The organism is Candidatus Pelagibacter ubique HTCC1062, assembly GCF_000012345.1.
GTDB lineage: Bacteria > Pseudomonadota > Alphaproteobacteria > Pelagibacterales > Pelagibacteraceae > Pelagibacter > Pelagibacter ubiqueversans.
In genome coordinates, this window is record NC_007205.1 from 531,403 (window position 1) to 547,208 (window position 15,806).

General features: G+C 22.1%; 15 protein-coding genes. 8 read left to right on the plus strand and 7 right to left on the minus strand.

Annotated elements, in window-relative coordinates:
- Positions 1-15: 15 nt before the first annotated feature.
- Genes SAR11_RS02735 through SAR11_RS02750 form a run of 4 tightly spaced genes read left to right on the plus strand, consistent with a single transcriptional unit; the run spans position 16 to position 4,175 of the window.
- Positions 16-954, plus strand: coding sequence for an SDR family oxidoreductase (locus SAR11_RS02735; protein WP_011281777.1), 939 nt, complete (start codon positions 16-18; stop codon positions 952-954).
- Positions 947-2,455 (plus strand): PfkB family carbohydrate kinase, encoded by a 1,509-nt coding sequence (locus SAR11_RS02740; RefSeq protein ID WP_006997365.1) that lies wholly within the window; start codon positions 947-949, stop codon positions 2,453-2,455. The genes SAR11_RS02735 and SAR11_RS02740 overlap by 8 nt, the downstream gene beginning before the upstream one ends.
- The gene (locus SAR11_RS02745) at positions 2,456-3,178 is read left to right on the plus strand and encodes a glycosyltransferase family 2 protein (RefSeq protein WP_006997364.1); all 723 of its coding nucleotides are present in this window, start codon (positions 2,456-2,458) and stop codon (positions 3,176-3,178) included. It abuts the gene before it with no gap.
- Positions 3,179-3,185: 7 nt separating this feature from the next.
- Positions 3,186-4,175: a GDP-mannose 4,6-dehydratase gene (locus SAR11_RS02750; RefSeq protein WP_011281778.1), complete on the plus strand. Its 990-nt coding sequence runs from the start codon at positions 3,186-3,188 to the stop codon at positions 4,173-4,175.
- Positions 4,176-4,178: 3 nt separating this feature from the next.
- Here SAR11_RS02750 and SAR11_RS02755 read toward each other — a convergent pair whose 3' ends face one another.
- A complete protein-coding gene (locus SAR11_RS02755; RefSeq protein WP_011281779.1) occupies positions 4,179-5,867 on the minus strand; it encodes a hypothetical protein in 1,689 nt (562 codons plus the stop codon).
- 252 nt (positions 5,868-6,119) lie between these two features.
- Here SAR11_RS02755 and SAR11_RS07095 point away from each other — a divergent pair, with 252 nt between their 5' ends.
- Positions 6,120-6,299 carry a hypothetical protein gene (locus tag SAR11_RS07095; RefSeq protein ID WP_236608328.1) on the plus strand — a complete coding sequence of 60 codons (180 nt, stop codon included), beginning with the start codon at positions 6,120-6,122 and terminating at the stop codon, positions 6,297-6,299.
- 464 nt (positions 6,300-6,763) lie between these two features.
- Positions 6,764-7,330 carry an SIS domain-containing protein gene (locus SAR11_RS02770; protein WP_006997359.1) on the plus strand — a complete coding sequence of 189 codons (567 nt, stop codon included), beginning with the start codon at positions 6,764-6,766 and terminating at the stop codon, positions 7,328-7,330.
- Here SAR11_RS02770 and SAR11_RS02775 read toward each other — a convergent pair.
- From SAR11_RS02775 to SAR11_RS02800, 6 genes are read right to left on the minus strand one after another with little or no spacing between them, the layout of a single operon-like run.
- Positions 7,323-7,808: a D-glycero-alpha-D-manno-heptose-1,7-bisphosphate 7-phosphatase gene (locus SAR11_RS02775; RefSeq protein ID WP_034400308.1), complete on the minus strand. Its 486-nt coding sequence runs from the start codon at positions 7,806-7,808 to the stop codon at positions 7,323-7,325. The two genes, SAR11_RS02770 and SAR11_RS02775, sit on opposite strands and share 8 nt — an antisense overlap.
- A 39-nt stretch (positions 7,809-7,847) precedes the next feature.
- A complete protein-coding gene (locus SAR11_RS02780; protein WP_006997357.1) occupies positions 7,848-8,915 on the minus strand; it encodes an FAD-dependent oxidoreductase in 1,068 nt (355 codons plus the stop codon).
- Entirely contained in the window at positions 8,905-10,254 is a 1,350-nt protein-coding gene (locus tag SAR11_RS02785) for a membrane protein (protein ID WP_011281781.1), read from the minus strand. The genes SAR11_RS02780 and SAR11_RS02785 overlap by 11 nt, the downstream gene beginning before the upstream one ends.
- Positions 10,241-11,614 (minus strand): lipopolysaccharide biosynthesis protein, encoded by a 1,374-nt coding sequence (locus tag SAR11_RS02790; protein ID WP_006997355.1) that lies wholly within the window; start codon positions 11,612-11,614, stop codon positions 10,241-10,243. The genes SAR11_RS02785 and SAR11_RS02790 overlap by 14 nt, the downstream gene beginning before the upstream one ends.
- Positions 11,611-12,768, minus strand: a complete 1,158-nt coding sequence (locus tag SAR11_RS02795; protein ID WP_006997354.1) for a glycosyltransferase family 4 protein — start codon at positions 12,766-12,768, stop codon at positions 11,611-11,613. Before SAR11_RS02795 ends, SAR11_RS02790 begins: the two co-directional genes overlap by 4 nt.
- A complete protein-coding gene (locus SAR11_RS02800) occupies positions 12,765-13,838 on the minus strand; it encodes a glycosyltransferase (protein WP_006997353.1) in 1,074 nt (357 codons plus the stop codon). Before SAR11_RS02800 ends, SAR11_RS02795 begins: the two co-directional genes overlap by 4 nt.
- Here SAR11_RS02800 and SAR11_RS02805 point away from each other — a divergent pair.
- Together SAR11_RS02805 and SAR11_RS02810 are read left to right on the plus strand one after the other, a co-directional pair.
- The gene (locus SAR11_RS02805) at positions 13,824-14,690 is read left to right on the plus strand and encodes a glycosyltransferase family 2 protein (RefSeq protein ID WP_272866820.1); all 867 of its coding nucleotides are present in this window, start codon (positions 13,824-13,826) and stop codon (positions 14,688-14,690) included. The genes SAR11_RS02800 and SAR11_RS02805 overlap by 15 nt on opposite strands.
- On the plus strand, positions 14,677-15,804 hold the full coding sequence (locus SAR11_RS02810; protein WP_011281784.1) for a DegT/DnrJ/EryC1/StrS family aminotransferase: 1,128 nt from the start codon (positions 14,677-14,679) through the stop codon (positions 15,802-15,804). Before SAR11_RS02805 ends, SAR11_RS02810 begins: the two co-directional genes overlap by 14 nt.
- Positions 15,805-15,806 lie beyond the last annotated feature (2 nt).

A 15,806-nucleotide genomic window follows, 5' to 3' on the forward strand; every position in this document is an offset into this window, starting at 1 on the left:
AATTTATAAATTTTAATGAAAAATATTCTTGTTACTGGTGGATGTGGATATGTAGGGGTACAGCTTGTGCCTCGATTATTAAATAATAATTATAAGGTTATTGTAATTGATACCTGTTGGTTTGGAAATAAGTTAAAGAAAAATAAGAATTTAACTATAATTAAAAAGGATATAAGAAGCATTGAGGAAAAATATTTTAATAATATAGACACAGTTATTCATTTAGCTTCAATATCTAATGATCCCTCATCTGAGTTAAATCCAAAATTAGCATGGGAAGTTGGACCTTTAGCAACTTACAAGATTCTTCAAATTTGTGTAAAAAAGAAAATAAAAAACTTTTTTTATGCATCATCTGGAAGTGTTTATGGTGTAAGTAAAAAACTTAAAGTCACAGAGAAAACTAATCTTCTTCCTATTTCAGATTACAATAAGCAGAAGATGGTAACAGAAAAAATTCTGGAAACATACTCAAGTAAAATTAGAACAGTAGCCATTAGGCCAGCAACTGTATGTGGTTTTTCAAACAGATTAAGATTAGATGTGACCGTAAATATTTTAACATATCAAGCATACAAAAATAAGATAATTACTGTCTTTGGAGGCAAACAGATAAGACCAAACATTCATATAAGTGATATGGTTGATATTTATTTATTTTTATTAAAAAATAAAAAAGTTAAGGGAATATTTAATGCAGGTTTTGAAAATTTATCTGTTTTAAATATTGCACAAAAAATACAAAAATTAACTTCATGTAAAATTAAAATTTTAAAAAGTAATGATCCAAGATCATATCGACTTGATTCTTCTAAATTATTAAAAACTGGTTTTAAGCCAAAAAGAAATGTTGATTTTGCAATATCAGAATTGTTAAATTTTTTTAATAAAAAGAAATTCAAATCTAATGATAATAATGTAAATTTAAAAGTTATAAAAAAATTGTATGAGTAAGATTATAAAATTTGATGAGCTCAATGAGTTAAAAAAAAAAACAAAAAATAAAAAAATTGTTCTTGCGCATGGAACTTTTGATTTTTTTCATCATGGCCATTTGCAACACTTGAAGAAATCTAAATCAATAGCCGATATTTTGATTGTTTCAATTACCTCTGACAGATATATAAAAAAAGGCCCCAATAGACCATTGTACAATCAAAAAAAAAGAGCTATTTTACTATCTCATCTAGATTTTGTTGATTATGTAGTTGTTGTGGATAATCCCACGGCTATTGAAATTATTAATGAGCTTAAACCAAACTTTTATTCAAAAGGTATTGAGTATAAAAACCATGATAATGATTATACCAATGCAATTTCTTTAGAATTTAAAGCTTTAAAAAAGAATAAAGGAAAAATTGTCTACACTAACGAAAAAGTGATGAGTTCCTCTAATATAATTAACTCAATTTTTGACGAAGAAAATAATGAATTAAAAAAGTTTAAAGAAAATTTTAGATTTAAGAACAAATTTAAAGAGTATTTTGAAATATTTGAGAAATTTAAGAATAAAAAAATACTTGTAATCGGAGATGTGATTTTAGATGAATATATAAAAACAATAGCACTGGCAAAATCACCCAAAGAAGAATTGATTTCGGTTAAAGAAGAAAAAAAAACAATCTACTATGGTGGTATATTAGCAACTGCAAAACATTTATCAAGTTTTTCAAATAATGTTAAAATTATTTCAGTGCTGGGTAAAAAAAGTAATAAAAATAAAATGATAATAAACCATATTCGTAAATACTGTAAATTTAAGTATTTTACCTCAAAGGATAGAGATAATAATATTAAAACAAGATATCTTGATACAAGTAATAAAAAATTATTTCAATCTAATATTGTCAATTTTAATTATATCGATAAAAGTCTAGAAAAAAAAATATTAGATTTTCTAACTAAAAATATAAAATCTTATGATGTAGTATTGATAAATGATTTTGGACATGGTTTAATGACTCAAAACATAAGGAATTTTTTGGAAAAAAATTCTAAAAAGCTTTGTTTAAATGTACAAACAAATAGTTCAAATTTTGGATTTAATTATTTTAATAAATATAATAAATGTGATTATCTTACATTAGATGAGCCAGAGGCAAGGTTAGGAACATTTGAAAGGTTTGGAGATACTAACAAAATAGCAAAAAAAATTCTTAAAGAAGTTAAAACTAACATAGTGTCAATTACATATGGGGCAAATGGAACTAGATCATTCAATTCAAAGAGATTAATTAAATATGTTCCAGCATTTACCAATAAAGCTATAGATACACTTGGAGCAGGAGACGCTTTTTTTGCAATCTCATCTCTATTTTTTTCTGAAAACAAAGATCCCGAAAAAATTGCATTTGTTGGAAATGTTGCTGGTGCATTGAAAGTACAGTATTTAGCTCATCAAAAGCATATTACAAAAAAAAGTTTTTATTCATTTTTAAAGTCCATTTTAGCATAAATGAAATATCATTTTTTAATTATGGCATTAAATGAGGAAAAAAATTTATACAAAACATACAAAGAATTAATTGATGTAATTAAGCATACAAATATTAAGAATTATAAGATTTATATAATTGATGATGGAAGTGTAGATAAAACATTCGAGATTAGTCAAAAAATTAAAAAAATAAATAAAAGAGTTATTCTTCGTCATAATCAAAAAAATTTAGGGATTGCAAATAATGTAAAAAAATTTGTATCAACTTCTCCTAATAGTGGAAAACTAATATTAATTAGTGGAGATAACGATTTAAGTAAAAATATAATTATAAAACTTATTAATGCCTCTAAAAAGTCAGATTTAGTAATTAGTTTTTTTACAAATAGAGAAATGAAAGGTATTTTTAGAGCTTTTTTATCAACAATGTTCAATTTAACTTGCTGCACGATATTCAAAGTTTACGCTTTTTATCTACAAGGACCATTTGTTTGGCCATTGAAACAATTAAAAAAAATTAAAATTTTTTCAAATGGTATTGCTTATGTAAGTGAAGTAAATATTAAACTATTAAGAAGTGGATTAAAATTTAATGAAATATCAGGAGAAATGAATACAGGGTCAGAAAACTCAACTTCTATAAAATTCAAAAATTTCATAGATATTTTTTTTACAATTATACATTTATTGATTGAAATATATGTTAAAAATAAATTCAAAAAAATTTCAAAAAGAGCATAAAACTAATATGAAAATATTTATAATTGGTTCTAATTCATTTATGGGGAATAGTTTTATCAATTACATATATAATAGAAATTATACAAATATTAAAATTATTGGGGCAAGTAGAACAAATCAAAATAATCTAAACCTTAACTCAAATATGCTATTTAAGAAAAAAAATTTTAAATTTTTCAAAATAGATTTAAATAAAGACTTGAAAAAATTAATTTTAATTTTAAAAAAAGAAAAACCAAATATTATCTATAATTTTGCAGCACAAAGTATTGTTCAAAATAGTTGGGATGCACCTTTAGATTGGTACAAAACAAATTTACTTTCAAATGTAAAACTTCTTGATTATCTTAAAAATGTGGATTACTTGGATAAATACATCCAATCATCAACGCCTGAAGTATATGGAAGCACAAAAGGTAAAATTATTGAAAGTTTTAATTATTTTCCAAGTACACCTTATGCATCATCAAAAGCTTCAATCGATATGTATTTAAAAAATTTATTTGATAATTATAAATTTCCAGTATTATTTACGAGAGCATCAAACATATATGGGCCAGGGCAAAAAATTTATAAGCTCATACCAAAAGCATTAATATCTATTATGTTAGGTAAAAAAATTAAATTAGACGGTGGTGGTTTATCAAAAAGGTCGTTTATTTATTCTGATGATGTTTCCTCAGCGCTAATGAAAATTAATAGTAAAGGAAAAGCAGGAGAAATTTATCATATAACAAATGAAAAAATGCACACAATTAAAGATATTGTAAAAATTATTTGTAAAAATCTGAATGTAGAATTTGAAGATTTTACGCAAATAGCAACAGAAAGACCAGGTAAAGATTTTTCTTACAACATGTCATCAAAAAAAATAAAAAAAATAGGCTGGAAACCAGAAGCAAATATTTTTTTTGGGATAGATCACACTAAAAGCTGGATTATGAATAATTTTGAAAAATTAAAAAAAAATAAGTTGGTATATGAACATAAAAGTTAAATATCATATTTTTTTCAAAATAGTAAAAAAATTATTTCTGAATACAGTTTTATAATCAATCTTTTTGAAATTTATTTCAGGGTAATCAATGTGGTTAAATATGATTAGATTTGGTAAATTGTTATAATCATTATACTCTCTATAAAAAAAATTAAATATTTCTTTAAATTCAATTTTATGAAACTTTTCACTTGTTATAGAATGATAAAAATCATCATCTAAATCAAGTCCAAAAAATAATTGTGCTATATTAACATTACTTTTAAAATAGAGAATATTACTCTTTTTAAATATTAATTCATAACAGTCATCCTCATAAATTTTGATAATATGACAAGTTTTAATAAATCTATCGAGTCTTTCTTTAGAATTATAATTATTGTTTTGATAACTTATTAATTGATTATCTATATCTAAATAATAATTAAAAAAATTAATAGTTGGTATATCTAATACAATAATATTTTTTTCATTTAGATATTTTTTTATTTCATATAAACTTTCAAAATATTTTGTTTGTATCTCTAAATTTTTTTTATATTCTATAAAGTAATTCAAAGAGTAATTATATTGTGCAATCAATAAAAATATTGCAAAAAAAGAAAATAAAATTGGTATAAACTTACTAATACCTACTTTTAATATTAAAAAAAAATTTAAAATGGTTAACCAATATGTAATATTTGAAAAATAATAAAAGTGGTCTTCACCTCCTAAAGAAATACCAGTTATTAAATTGCTATAATAGCAAAATAAAAATGAAATCTGAAAAAAAATTAAATAGATAGAATTATTTTTAAGATTTATTTTTTTATTAGAAATTTTTATAGATAATAAATTTATTGATATATAAATTAAAGATATTATTAATGTTTTTAAGTCATTTGGGCTTGTCTTATTAGAAATATCTTGAAAGTAGCCATTGGGATCAGATTGTAAAATTAAATAACACCAGAGTAAAAAAAAGAATAAGGTTAAAAGAATTGATAAAAATATTTTTTTCGTAAATTTATATTTATTCTTAATAAACTCATAAAAAAAAATTATATTAAAAAATACAAATAGAATTAAGGTATTATAAAAATATGAATAAAAACTGACTAATAGAGAAAAAAAAAGAAAGATAAAATTTTTATCTTTATTTAAAAATAGTAATAGAGAAATTAAAAAACATATATTGGTATTCCCAGGCGATTCTGATCTTGTAAGAGCCAATAAATGTGTACTGTTTAATGATATAATTTCAAAAATTTCATTATAGGTTTGAGGCCCATAACCTATAGTGAGTGTAAAAAAACATGCTAAATATAAATTATGTAAATTTGGAATATTTAAAATTTTACATAATATTATATAAAATAAGTAAAAATTCATCAAAAAAATAAAAATATTACTACTTAAATTAAGATAATTTAATTTGAAAATTTTATATAAAATAAAATTTTGTATAAATGAAAAAAAAGTTGAAATAAACACATATGTATCGTCAATTAAATTAAATGAATATTTACCTTGATCAACTAAATGTATTTTTAAAAAATAGGTATTTATTTCATCCCAAGAATGGTTGTTGTAAAAATAGTGCCAATAATTATTGTTTGTATGATAGAATTCAAATATATTAAAAATTACAACAGATGATAATGATAATAAAAGAACTGATATAATTTGAGTGTTTCTTTTGAATATCATTTAATTATTTTTCTAATATTTGTTTCTATTGATATACTAATTTATAGGTTTTTTAAAAAAAATATTATCTTTTCATTAAAATTCTTTATCATAATATTTATAATATTTATAAATATTTTTGAAATAAATCTTTTATTAATTAATATTTTATTTTTCTATTTTCTATTTTCTATCTTTTATACTTTAACTTTTACTGGAATTAAGAATACAAGCCCTTCATTATTTATGATTCATCATCTAGCTAATAATGATATGTCAAAAAAAATACAAATAAATGAAAATTTTTTAAACCAACAATTTACAAAAAAAAGACTTAAAGAAAATTTTCAAAAAAATTTTCTTATAAAAAAAAAAAAAAATATAATTATATCTAAAAAAGGAAAATTATTCATGTATATATTTTCAACGCTAAAAAAAACATATAATTTATAAATGAGTTTGATTTTATTAATTTTAGTATTTATTTTTACATTTTTATTGGGAATGTACTTAGCTCAAAAAATATCTAAAAGGCTAATCTTAAATTTTAAAATTATTTTTATTACAAATATAATAATTTTTTGTTTTTTTTTATCAAAATTCAATGATTTAAATTTAGTGAATTTTATTATATTGTTAGTTAATTTTGTCTTATTTAAGTTTATTTTTTTAATTACTTTACAAGCATCTATATCAAGTATTCAGTTGCAAATACTTTTTAATTTAAATAGATTTGGTAAGATAAATAATAAATATAATGATAAGCAAATTTTTCAAAACAGATTTAAAAATTTCAAAGAATCTCAAGTTTTTAAAATTGTTAGAAAAAAATATATAAGAATAAATAAGAGTTCTATTTTTTTTGTATACTATTTTTTTTTAGTTTTGAAAAAAATTTATAATGAGAAAATGTAAATATGAAAGACATTATTTTAAAAGATCTAAATTCTAAATCTCATATTATAAATAATTTAGATATTAAAAAATTAATAGATATTTCAAAAATTTTCAAAAATGCTATTAATAATAAGAGACTATTTTTTACTTGTGGTAACGGTGGATCAGCTTCTACTGCCGATCACGTAGCTTGTGATTATTTAAAAAGATTTAAAAAATTTAAATCAGCTATAAGAATCATTTCACTTTCTTCCAATAGTTCAACTTTAACAGCTATGGGTAATGATGTTAATTTTAATCAAATATATTCAGAGCAAATACAATGTCTCGCAAAAAGAGGCGATATATTGATAATTTTTAGTGTTTCAGGGAATAGTAAAAACCTATTAGAAGCTGCAAAAATATCAAAGAAAAAAGGTTTAAAAATTATTAGCTTTACTGGAAATAAGGGTGGTAAATTATTTAAATTAAGCAATATTTGTATAAATCTGAACTCCAAAAATTATGGATTAGTTGAGGACATTCATTTGAGTTTAACCCATTTATTATCAGATTATATATTGGGAAAAAAAAATATTATCAAATAATTGATTTAACTTCTTTTAATAAATTATTTCTTTTTAATTTGAATCTGACTCCGGCTTTCTTAGCTGCTATCTGATCAGATTTTAAATCACCAATCATAAAACTTTTTGACAGGTCAATGTTCATTTTTTTTTTTGCTAAGAAAAACAAACCTGGATTTGGTTTTCTATAACTAGCCTTGTATTTTTTTTTTTTAAAATTAGGATGGTAAAAAGCATAATAAAATTTATGAATCTTACATTTAAATTTTTTTAAACTCTCATTAATTTTTAAATTAAGTAAATCACAATCCTTTTTTTTGAAATAACCACGGCTTACACCTGATTGATTTGAAATAATTACTATGAGATAATCTTTTTTATATGCATATTGTATTGCTTTTTTTGCATCTTTTAACCAAATAAAATTTTCATATTTGTAAATATAGCCTAGGTTTTTATTTATTGTACCATCTCTATCTAGAAATAAACATTTTTTCATAATCATAATTTTGTTGATTGTAAAATATTAGATAGTTATTTATTTTAGGCTTTTTTTTATTTGAAGTTTTAACTTAATTGCTGTTGAAACTGCAGTAATCCATTTACCGCTATATATTGTAAAAATTTTTTCTGATAATTTTTTTACTTCAGTTTTTCTCGTGTCATTTTTATTATGATTGATTGCTCTTACAACAAAAAAAGATCCATGATATTTCGCTTTAGTTAGTATGGGTAAATATTTCTTCGAATCTTTAATAAATTTTTTAAAAAGAGAAACTTTCACATTTTTAACTAATTGCTTACTTAAATATTTTTTTTTGTAGTTATTGAATTTAACAAACCTTTTGTTTTGAATCTCAATTTTTGAATTTTTAACATCACTTAACAAGTGTAAATTTGTTCCCAAATATGGATCAATACAGACAAAGTTACCATCTAAAACAACTATACTAGTTTTAGAAAATATTGACGGCATTTTAACAAGAATTTTCTCAACAAGTTCATATCTTTTTTTTATAATATCTTTTGTTAAACCTTTAATATTTAAATTATTTTCTTCATAGGTGGCATAAATGATTTTATCATAATCTTCTATATTACTCTTATTAAATTTCGTATTAAGAGATAATTTAATTTTTTTATTATTTAAAATTTTGTTTTTTAAAAATTTTCTTGCATTAAATATATTTATAATTTTTTCTTTAACTAAAAAAACACTATCAATATTTTTTTTTTCAAAAAATTGAAATTTTTTTAAATTTCTAAAATATAAATTATTTTTTTTCAAAAAATCTAAATATTGACGAGAATTTGTTTTAGTTTTTTTATTTGTTATTGCGTAAAAATTTTTTGTTTTTTCAAATATATTTTTTGGAAAAAATGATTGAAATTTTTTTGTTGATTTTTGAACCTCTTTAACTGTGTCTTTAGATCTTGGATAGTGGTAACCTATATGAGCCCTCATTTGGTTTTTACCTGATGCCGATAGTAAAATATCTTCTTTTCTTTCATATAAATCAACGTACACATTTTTTATTTCTGCTAGTTTTAATGATGCTAAGCATCCAAAAAAACCTCCACCAACAATTGCAACTTTATGTTTCATTTTTTTTATCTATTTTTACAAATTTTGATAAACTATTATATACGATAGCTATAAGTATAAGTTGAAGTGCACCTCCTAGTCCAGAGGACAGATTACTTTCAGATGTAAGTGATATAAAGATACCTATTGATATCAACAAAAACGATAAGTAAGTATTTTTTTCTCTATTTTTATGAATGTAGAAATTTAAAATTCTGTATACCAAACCATAAAATATAGCTAAAAAAATGATACCCAAAAATCTAAAATTTATATAAGCCTCAATTATTGTTGAGGCCCCCACGCTGGTACTTTTATTATAAGATGGAATTAGCTTATAATTTCTTCCATATTTGTTTCCAAAAGTTTCATGCGGTTTATCTTTCCAAAGTTGTCTTGGGATAAATTTACTAAATAAGGGAATATAAGACTCACCATAAAGGAGTTTATGATTTTTTTTTGTCTCAATAATATATGAAAGCTGATCTAATTTATTTATTCTTGAAATTGGGGCACCTAAAACAGAATAGATTACATTATTAGACTTGAAAGGTTTATTGACATTATAAATGTAAATTTTTTGTGAAAGTTTATTCCAATTATAATCCGAATAGCTTCTTAAATTTGTCTTCCAAATGAAAGTTGTAATTATAACTATAATACCTACAGTACCTAAAATTGTAACATTAATAAATGTTAATTTATTTTTTAAATTTAAAAAAATACAAACAATAAAACTTAAAAAATAGAAATAAAAAATTAATTTGTAACTAATTGGTAAATTGTTTTTTGAACGCACCTCAACAATATACAAAAACGCTAAGATAACCAGAATCATAAAAAGAGCTAATTCTTTTTTATTTTTGCTTGTAAACATCAGTGTACAACTAATAAAAAGAAAAAATATTTTAGAAATTAAGATCAAGTTTTCAAAAAGATTAGACACTTTTCTTAATTCAAAATAATTAATAGTTAAAATAACAATAAAAAATAAAGAAAGTATTTGAAAATACTCCTTTTTTTTATTTTCAAGAAAATATACTTCGTAGTTTAAATGCTTATTTCTAAATACAAAAGTAAAAAAGGACGTTAAAAAAAATATTAATACATATAGTAATGAAGTATATATACTTTCTGGATCTATCTTACGAACAATACCTTGTGGCTGAGATAAACTATAGTTGCCATTATCTGAAAAAGTGTCAACTTCATTAGCTTCAATATCCGTACCAAATGATCCTTCGTGATAAATTCGTATATTAATTTCATCACCATATATTAAAAACGGTAGTAAATAATTTGATAAAGGAAACATTATTATAAAAAAATAAATTAAATGTGATGTTCTAATTTTTTGCATAATTTTTATAAATTTTTGATATAGCTTCTTTAAAATTTTTAAATGAAAAAATTTTTATAAGGCTATTTCTTAAGTTGTCCTTCACCATTTTTGACGAGAAATCTAAAGCGTTATAAAAAATAATAAGATCACTTATTAAAAATAAAATAGCGACAATAAATAAATTTGGTTTAAAATCCATAAAAAAATAAAGAGATAAAATGAAAATTACCGCATTAATAAAGTTATATAGTGTAATCTTTTTAAAATTATTTGTTGAAGTGAGAAGGGCCACGGATGAATTAAATAAACTCTGAAAAAAAGTTGAAATCAAGAATATAAAAAAAAGATTTTGATTTATATTAAAATCTTTTCCAATCCAAAAATTAAAAATTAATTGATTAGAAAAACTTAATACCAATATAATAGCTATTGAAACATAGAAAGTAACCTGGATATTAAAAATGAAAATTTTCTTTAAATTTTTTAATTGTTTACTTATCCATAATTTTGCTAATTCAATTTTTATAATACCATCGGTTATACTTGTAAGATTAACCATTACTCTTGCTAATGTAAGATAAATAGATAAAAGAGCCACATATTTTGGGCCTAAAATTGAATTGATTATTAAATTGGTTGATTGATATTTTAAGGCGTTCGTAATTGGAAATAACAAATAAGACAAAGCATGGTCCAGATTATTTTTAATATATTTTTTTTCTAATTTAAATTGAAATTTAATCCAATTATAACTTTTAACTATGTCAAAAATTATGAAAATAAAAAAAAAAATTTTATTAATCAGAAAATACAGAACAATAGTTTCAAAATTGTAATTATTATATAGGCAATAGAATAACAAAAAAGTTTCTATAATTTTTGATAAATATCCTAATCTTATTTTAAAATAATATCTATTATGTGCAGCATATATGGATATAAAAAGTCCATTAAGCTGATGGACAAAAGTATATATAATTAATATTATAGCTATTTTATAAAATTCGTTTGATTTAATAGGACCAAGTTTTAAAAAACCATTATCAAAAAATTCTTTTAATATTAAGAAAAAAAGTAAAGAGAATATTGCGTTTAAAATTATACTCAAATTTAAAGTATTTAAAAAATTTTTTTGCGCTAAATCAAATTTGTTTACTTTGATATTCATATTTATCTGATTTTGACCAACAGTAGAAAAGCCCAAATCACTTATCATTATATAGGCTGGTAGTGAAAATATTATTAACCAAATTCCATAAACTTCAATTGTAGCAAGATTTAAAAAAATTATTGGTTCAATAAATTTAATTATTATATTTATGAACCTATCAACGACATTTTCAGAAGTTCCTTTCAAAATCCTATTAAGAATTATCATTTGGTCAAAATTTCATTATATTTTTTTACTAATCTCGCACCATAAGCTTCTATAGTTAATTTCTTTTTTGCTATTATTGTTATTTCATTAGAATATTTTTTTAGATTTTCTGGATTTAATATAAAGTGGTTAATTTTTTCAGAAATTTGTTTAGGTGATCTGATATCTACTTCATCTCCTTTAATATTTTCATCGTAAAAAAAATCTATGCCTCCTGTATTTTTTGTAAAAATAATTGGAGTACCACAAAAAAGCGATTGAATTTGAACAATAGATTGGCCCTCTTCTATAGCTGGTTGAACTAAACAATCAGCATTATTATAAAATTTATATAGTTGATTTTGATTAATATGACCAAATAATTTAATATTTTTTTTATCTGGTATAATTGATTTTAAAAAGTCAGATATTTCTCCAACTATATGAAGTTCTATATTTTCATTATTTAAAATTTTAATTGCATCTAATAAATAATGTATTCCTTTTCTCACTTCAGTTGAACCTACGTATAAAACTATAAACTTATCATTTTTTTTTGTTTTATTAGCTCTTATGAATTGATTTTCATCTATCCCGTAATTGATAACAATAATTTTTTCTTTATCAATACCATTATCTGTAAAAGTTTTTTTAACAAATGATGATGGTACAGATATATAATCAGCTAAATCATATTCCTTCAATTGTTTTGCAATCAATGCTGTGTTATTTAAAAACTTGGGCTCTTTTAGACCCAATAACTTATATTCCTCTTTTAATATTTCTTGTTGAAATAAAGCATGAGAAGAGCCTCTCTCTAAAATTTTAATTGTTTTTGTTTTTTTTAGTTTTTCGAAAATTTCTAGAGATTTACTGGACCAACTTACGACTATGTCATTATCCATATCTATCTTTTTAGCTACTGACTTACTATATAAATTTGAGACAAATGGATTTATATCAATTTTTATGATTTTAAATTTTTGTAAAAATCTCAATAGTCTTGACAAAATTTCATAAAAAAAAAGGCTTTTAATATTTTTACTTGGTAATTTAGGTTTAACCAAAAATTTAGGATATGAGGTTATAATTTTATTTAAATGATTAGCTTTATGCAATGCTTTTGCCATGTAAAATGCATGAAATTTTCCAAATAATGAAATAGAGACTTTCATGTTTTAAAATTTATTATTTTTAATAATTGAGATGAGTAATTAAACAATCCTTCATTTACTTTTTTAAAACCATTATTTTTTATTTTTTCTCTTAACTTACTATTATTTAAAAAATATTTTACAGTTTTAAGTAATTCTAATTTATTATGATTAAAAAAAACTAGTTCTTTATTATTTTTAAAAATTTTTTTAATATATGGAGAATACTCGCTTAACATAAATCCTCCAGCAGCGAGAATTTCGACAGTTTTTGAATTATAAACATCTTGATTGTCTTTTCTTAAAAAACCCATATTTATTTTGGATGAAAAAATAGTTTTGTAAAATTTTGCACCATAGATTGCCTTTCCCTTTATGATTAAATTTTTATTTGATTTAATATTCTGCCAGCCATTTCCAAAAACAGTTACTTTAATATCATTTTGAGACAGATACTCTAGTAATTCAAATCTTTCTTTTTCATAAGTTCCTATGAAAGTAACATCGTATAAATATTTTTTTTTTCCTAATTTTTTTTTAATTTTTGTAACTCCAGGAAAACATCTAATTTTAAAATTTTTATTTAAAATATTTAAGTATTTTTCATTGAAAGGCTGTCTATAAATAATTTTATCAAAATATCTTAAAGAAAAAATTAAATTAAAGGTAAAGTAATTTTGATGAAGTAGTGGATCAATAAAAAGAGCGATAATTTCAATACCTTTATGTTCCTTTTTAATTTTTTTTAATGTTGAACCGTAAATATTGAAAGGTTGAATTATAATGATTTTTTGAAAATTATTATAATTAAGTTCATCTATTATCTTTTTATTTATATTAAACTGATCATAAAAAATTTTAAATTTAAGCAGTATTTTTGTAAAAATTGAAAAATCCAATTTTTTTTTATTAGATGGATATATAATTTTTGATTTTTTGAATTTTATTGCCTTTAAGGAATTTATTGCATTTGACCAAGCGTTTTTTGAGTTATTTGAAATAATTAGAGTTTTAAAATTTGAATTAAGATTATTTGTTGTATTTCTTAAATTTAGTATTTTAATATTATTTTTTGTATGGTAAATTTTCATGAATTTTTTGAACTTCCAATGAATAATCTTTGTATAATAATTTTAACTTTTAATGAAGAACTAAATATTAAAAAATGCTTAGGGTCGATAAAGAATTTTGCTGATGAAATTATCATAATAGACTCCTTTAGTACTGATAATACTAAAAGTATATGTGAGAATTATAAAGTAAAGTTTGTTCAAAATAAATTTGTTAATCAGGCTAAACAATTTAATTGGGCTTTATCAAATGTAGAAGTCAAGTCAGAATGGATAATGAGATTAGATGCTGATGAAGAGGTAACCGAAAATTTAGCAAGAGAGATAAAAAAAAATATTAATATAGAAAGTGAAAATAATGGATTTTATATTAATAGAAAATTGATTTGGTGTAGAAAATGGATAAGGCATGGGGGTATCTATCCACTTTGGTTAGCTAGAGTTTTTAAAAGAGGAAAAGCTGTTTATGAAGAGAGAACTGAAGAACATTTATTGATAGAAGGAAAAACAAGTAAAATTAGAGGAGATTTAATAGAAAATAATTTAAAAAATAAAATAGAATTTTTTACACTTAAACATTTGGATACAGCAAAAGGAGAGGCCAAAGAAATTTTTGATAAAAACTTTAATAAGAATATTTCTTCAGATCAAATTTATAACAAAAGTAAAATTAGAAGGTTTTTTAAAATAAATTTATTTAATAAAATGCCACTATTTTTTAGATCTACATCATATTTTATTTATAGGTATATTTTTAGATTAGGTTTTCTAGATGGAAAAGAAGGTTTTACATTTCATTTTTTTCAAGCTTTTTGGTATAGGATGTTTATAGATATGTTGGTTGATGAAAAAAAAAAAAATGAAAAAAAATAAAATTTCACCTTTTTATTTTGATTTAAATAAAAGTGAAAGAAAACACTTATTAAATGATTTTTCTGAAATTTTAAAAAATGGTAAATTAATTTTAGGAGATCAAACAATAAAATTTGAAAAAAAATTTGCAAAAGAAGTATCAACAAAATATGCAGTTGCTGTTAATTCGGGGACAACAGCTTTACAAATTTTATTGATGTTAAGTATTAAAACTAAAAATTCTTTAGTTGCAGTACCAACCAATACGAATTTTGCGACAGTTGCAGCAATCTTATATGCAGGCGGTAAACCTTTTTATTTAGATATGGATGAAAAATTTTTTGCTCCTAAATATGATGATTTTTTATATTTCTATAAAAAATATAAATTTAAGGGAATTGTTTGGGTACATATAGGAGGAATAATCTCACCAGATTTTTTAAAAGTAAGAAATTTTTGTAATAAAAAAAAATTATTTTTAATAGAAGATTGTGCCCATGCACATGGAAGCTCTATAAAAGGTATTAATGCTGGAGCAAAATCAACTGGTGGAGCTTTTTCTTTTTTCCCAACAAAAGTAATGACGACAATGGAAGGTGGTATGATCACGACTAATGATGAATCAATATATAAAAGATCAATGTCCTTAAGAAATCAAGGTAAGAGAGCTGGTAATTTTGGAGGACTTCATCATGATCTTGGAAACAGCTGGAGAATATTAGAAGTGTCAGCAACCCTGGGATTAATACAGTTAAAAAAGCTTAAAACAATGCTACGTAAAAGAAAAAAAATTTTTGATATTTATTCAAAAGTTTTTGAAAAAAAGAAAATTCCTTTTTGTAAAACCGATCATATGGATAGGTGTAGCAATTATAAGATGATAGTTTTTGCAAAAAGTATAGAACATAAAAAAAATTTAAAACAAAAATTGTTTAAAGAAGGTGTGGTGTGTGGAGGTGAAGTATACGAAATACCTTGTCACAGACAACCTGTCTTTAAAAAATTAGTTAAATCAAAAAGCTCCTTAAAAAGATCAGAATATTTTTGCTCGATTCATTTTTGCCCTCCACTTACTTCAGGTATGTCAGAGAAGGATGCTAAATATTGTGCTGAAATGATTGGTAAGATTTATTAATC

Excerpts from the sequence above, each read along its gene's own strand:
- SAR11_RS02735 (WP_011281777.1), top strand. The coding sequence starts at position 16 with ATGAAAAATATTCTTGTTACTGGTGGATGTGGATATGTAGGGGTACAG.
- SAR11_RS02740 (WP_006997365.1), top strand. The coding sequence starts at position 947 with ATGAGTAAGATTATAAAATTTGATGAGCTCAATGAGTTAAAAAAAAAA.
- SAR11_RS02745 (WP_006997364.1), top strand. The coding sequence starts at position 2,456 with ATGAAATATCATTTTTTAATTATGGCATTAAATGAGGAAAAAAATTTA.
- SAR11_RS02750 (WP_011281778.1), top strand. The coding sequence starts at position 3,186 with ATGAAAATATTTATAATTGGTTCTAATTCATTTATGGGGAATAGTTTT.
- SAR11_RS02755 (WP_011281779.1), bottom strand. The coding sequence starts at position 5,867 with ATGATATTCAAAAGAAACACTCAAATTATATCAGTTCTTTTATTATCA.
- SAR11_RS07095 (WP_236608328.1), top strand. The coding sequence starts at position 6,120 with ATGTCAAAAAAAATACAAATAAATGAAAATTTTTTAAACCAACAATTT.
- SAR11_RS02770 (WP_006997359.1), top strand. The coding sequence starts at position 6,764 with ATGAAAGACATTATTTTAAAAGATCTAAATTCTAAATCTCATATTATA.
- SAR11_RS02775 (WP_034400308.1), bottom strand. The coding sequence starts at position 7,808 with ATGAAAAAATGTTTATTTCTAGATAGAGATGGTACAATAAATAAAAAC.
- SAR11_RS02780 (WP_006997357.1), bottom strand. The coding sequence starts at position 8,915 with ATGAAACATAAAGTTGCAATTGTTGGTGGAGGTTTTTTTGGATGCTTA.
- SAR11_RS02785 (WP_011281781.1), bottom strand. The coding sequence starts at position 10,254 with ATGCAAAAAATTAGAACATCACATTTAATTTATTTTTTTATAATAATG.
- SAR11_RS02790 (WP_006997355.1), bottom strand. The coding sequence starts at position 11,614 with ATGATAATTCTTAATAGGATTTTGAAAGGAACTTCTGAAAATGTCGTT.
- SAR11_RS02795 (WP_006997354.1), bottom strand. The coding sequence starts at position 12,768 with ATGAAAGTCTCTATTTCATTATTTGGAAAATTTCATGCATTTTACATG.
- SAR11_RS02805 (WP_272866820.1), top strand. The coding sequence starts at position 13,824 with ATGGTAAATTTTCATGAATTTTTTGAACTTCCAATGAATAATCTTTGT.
- SAR11_RS02800 (WP_006997353.1), bottom strand. The coding sequence starts at position 13,838 with ATGAAAATTTACCATACAAAAAATAATATTAAAATACTAAATTTAAGA.
- SAR11_RS02810 (WP_011281784.1), top strand. The coding sequence starts at position 14,677 with ATGAAAAAAAATAAAATTTCACCTTTTTATTTTGATTTAAATAAAAGT.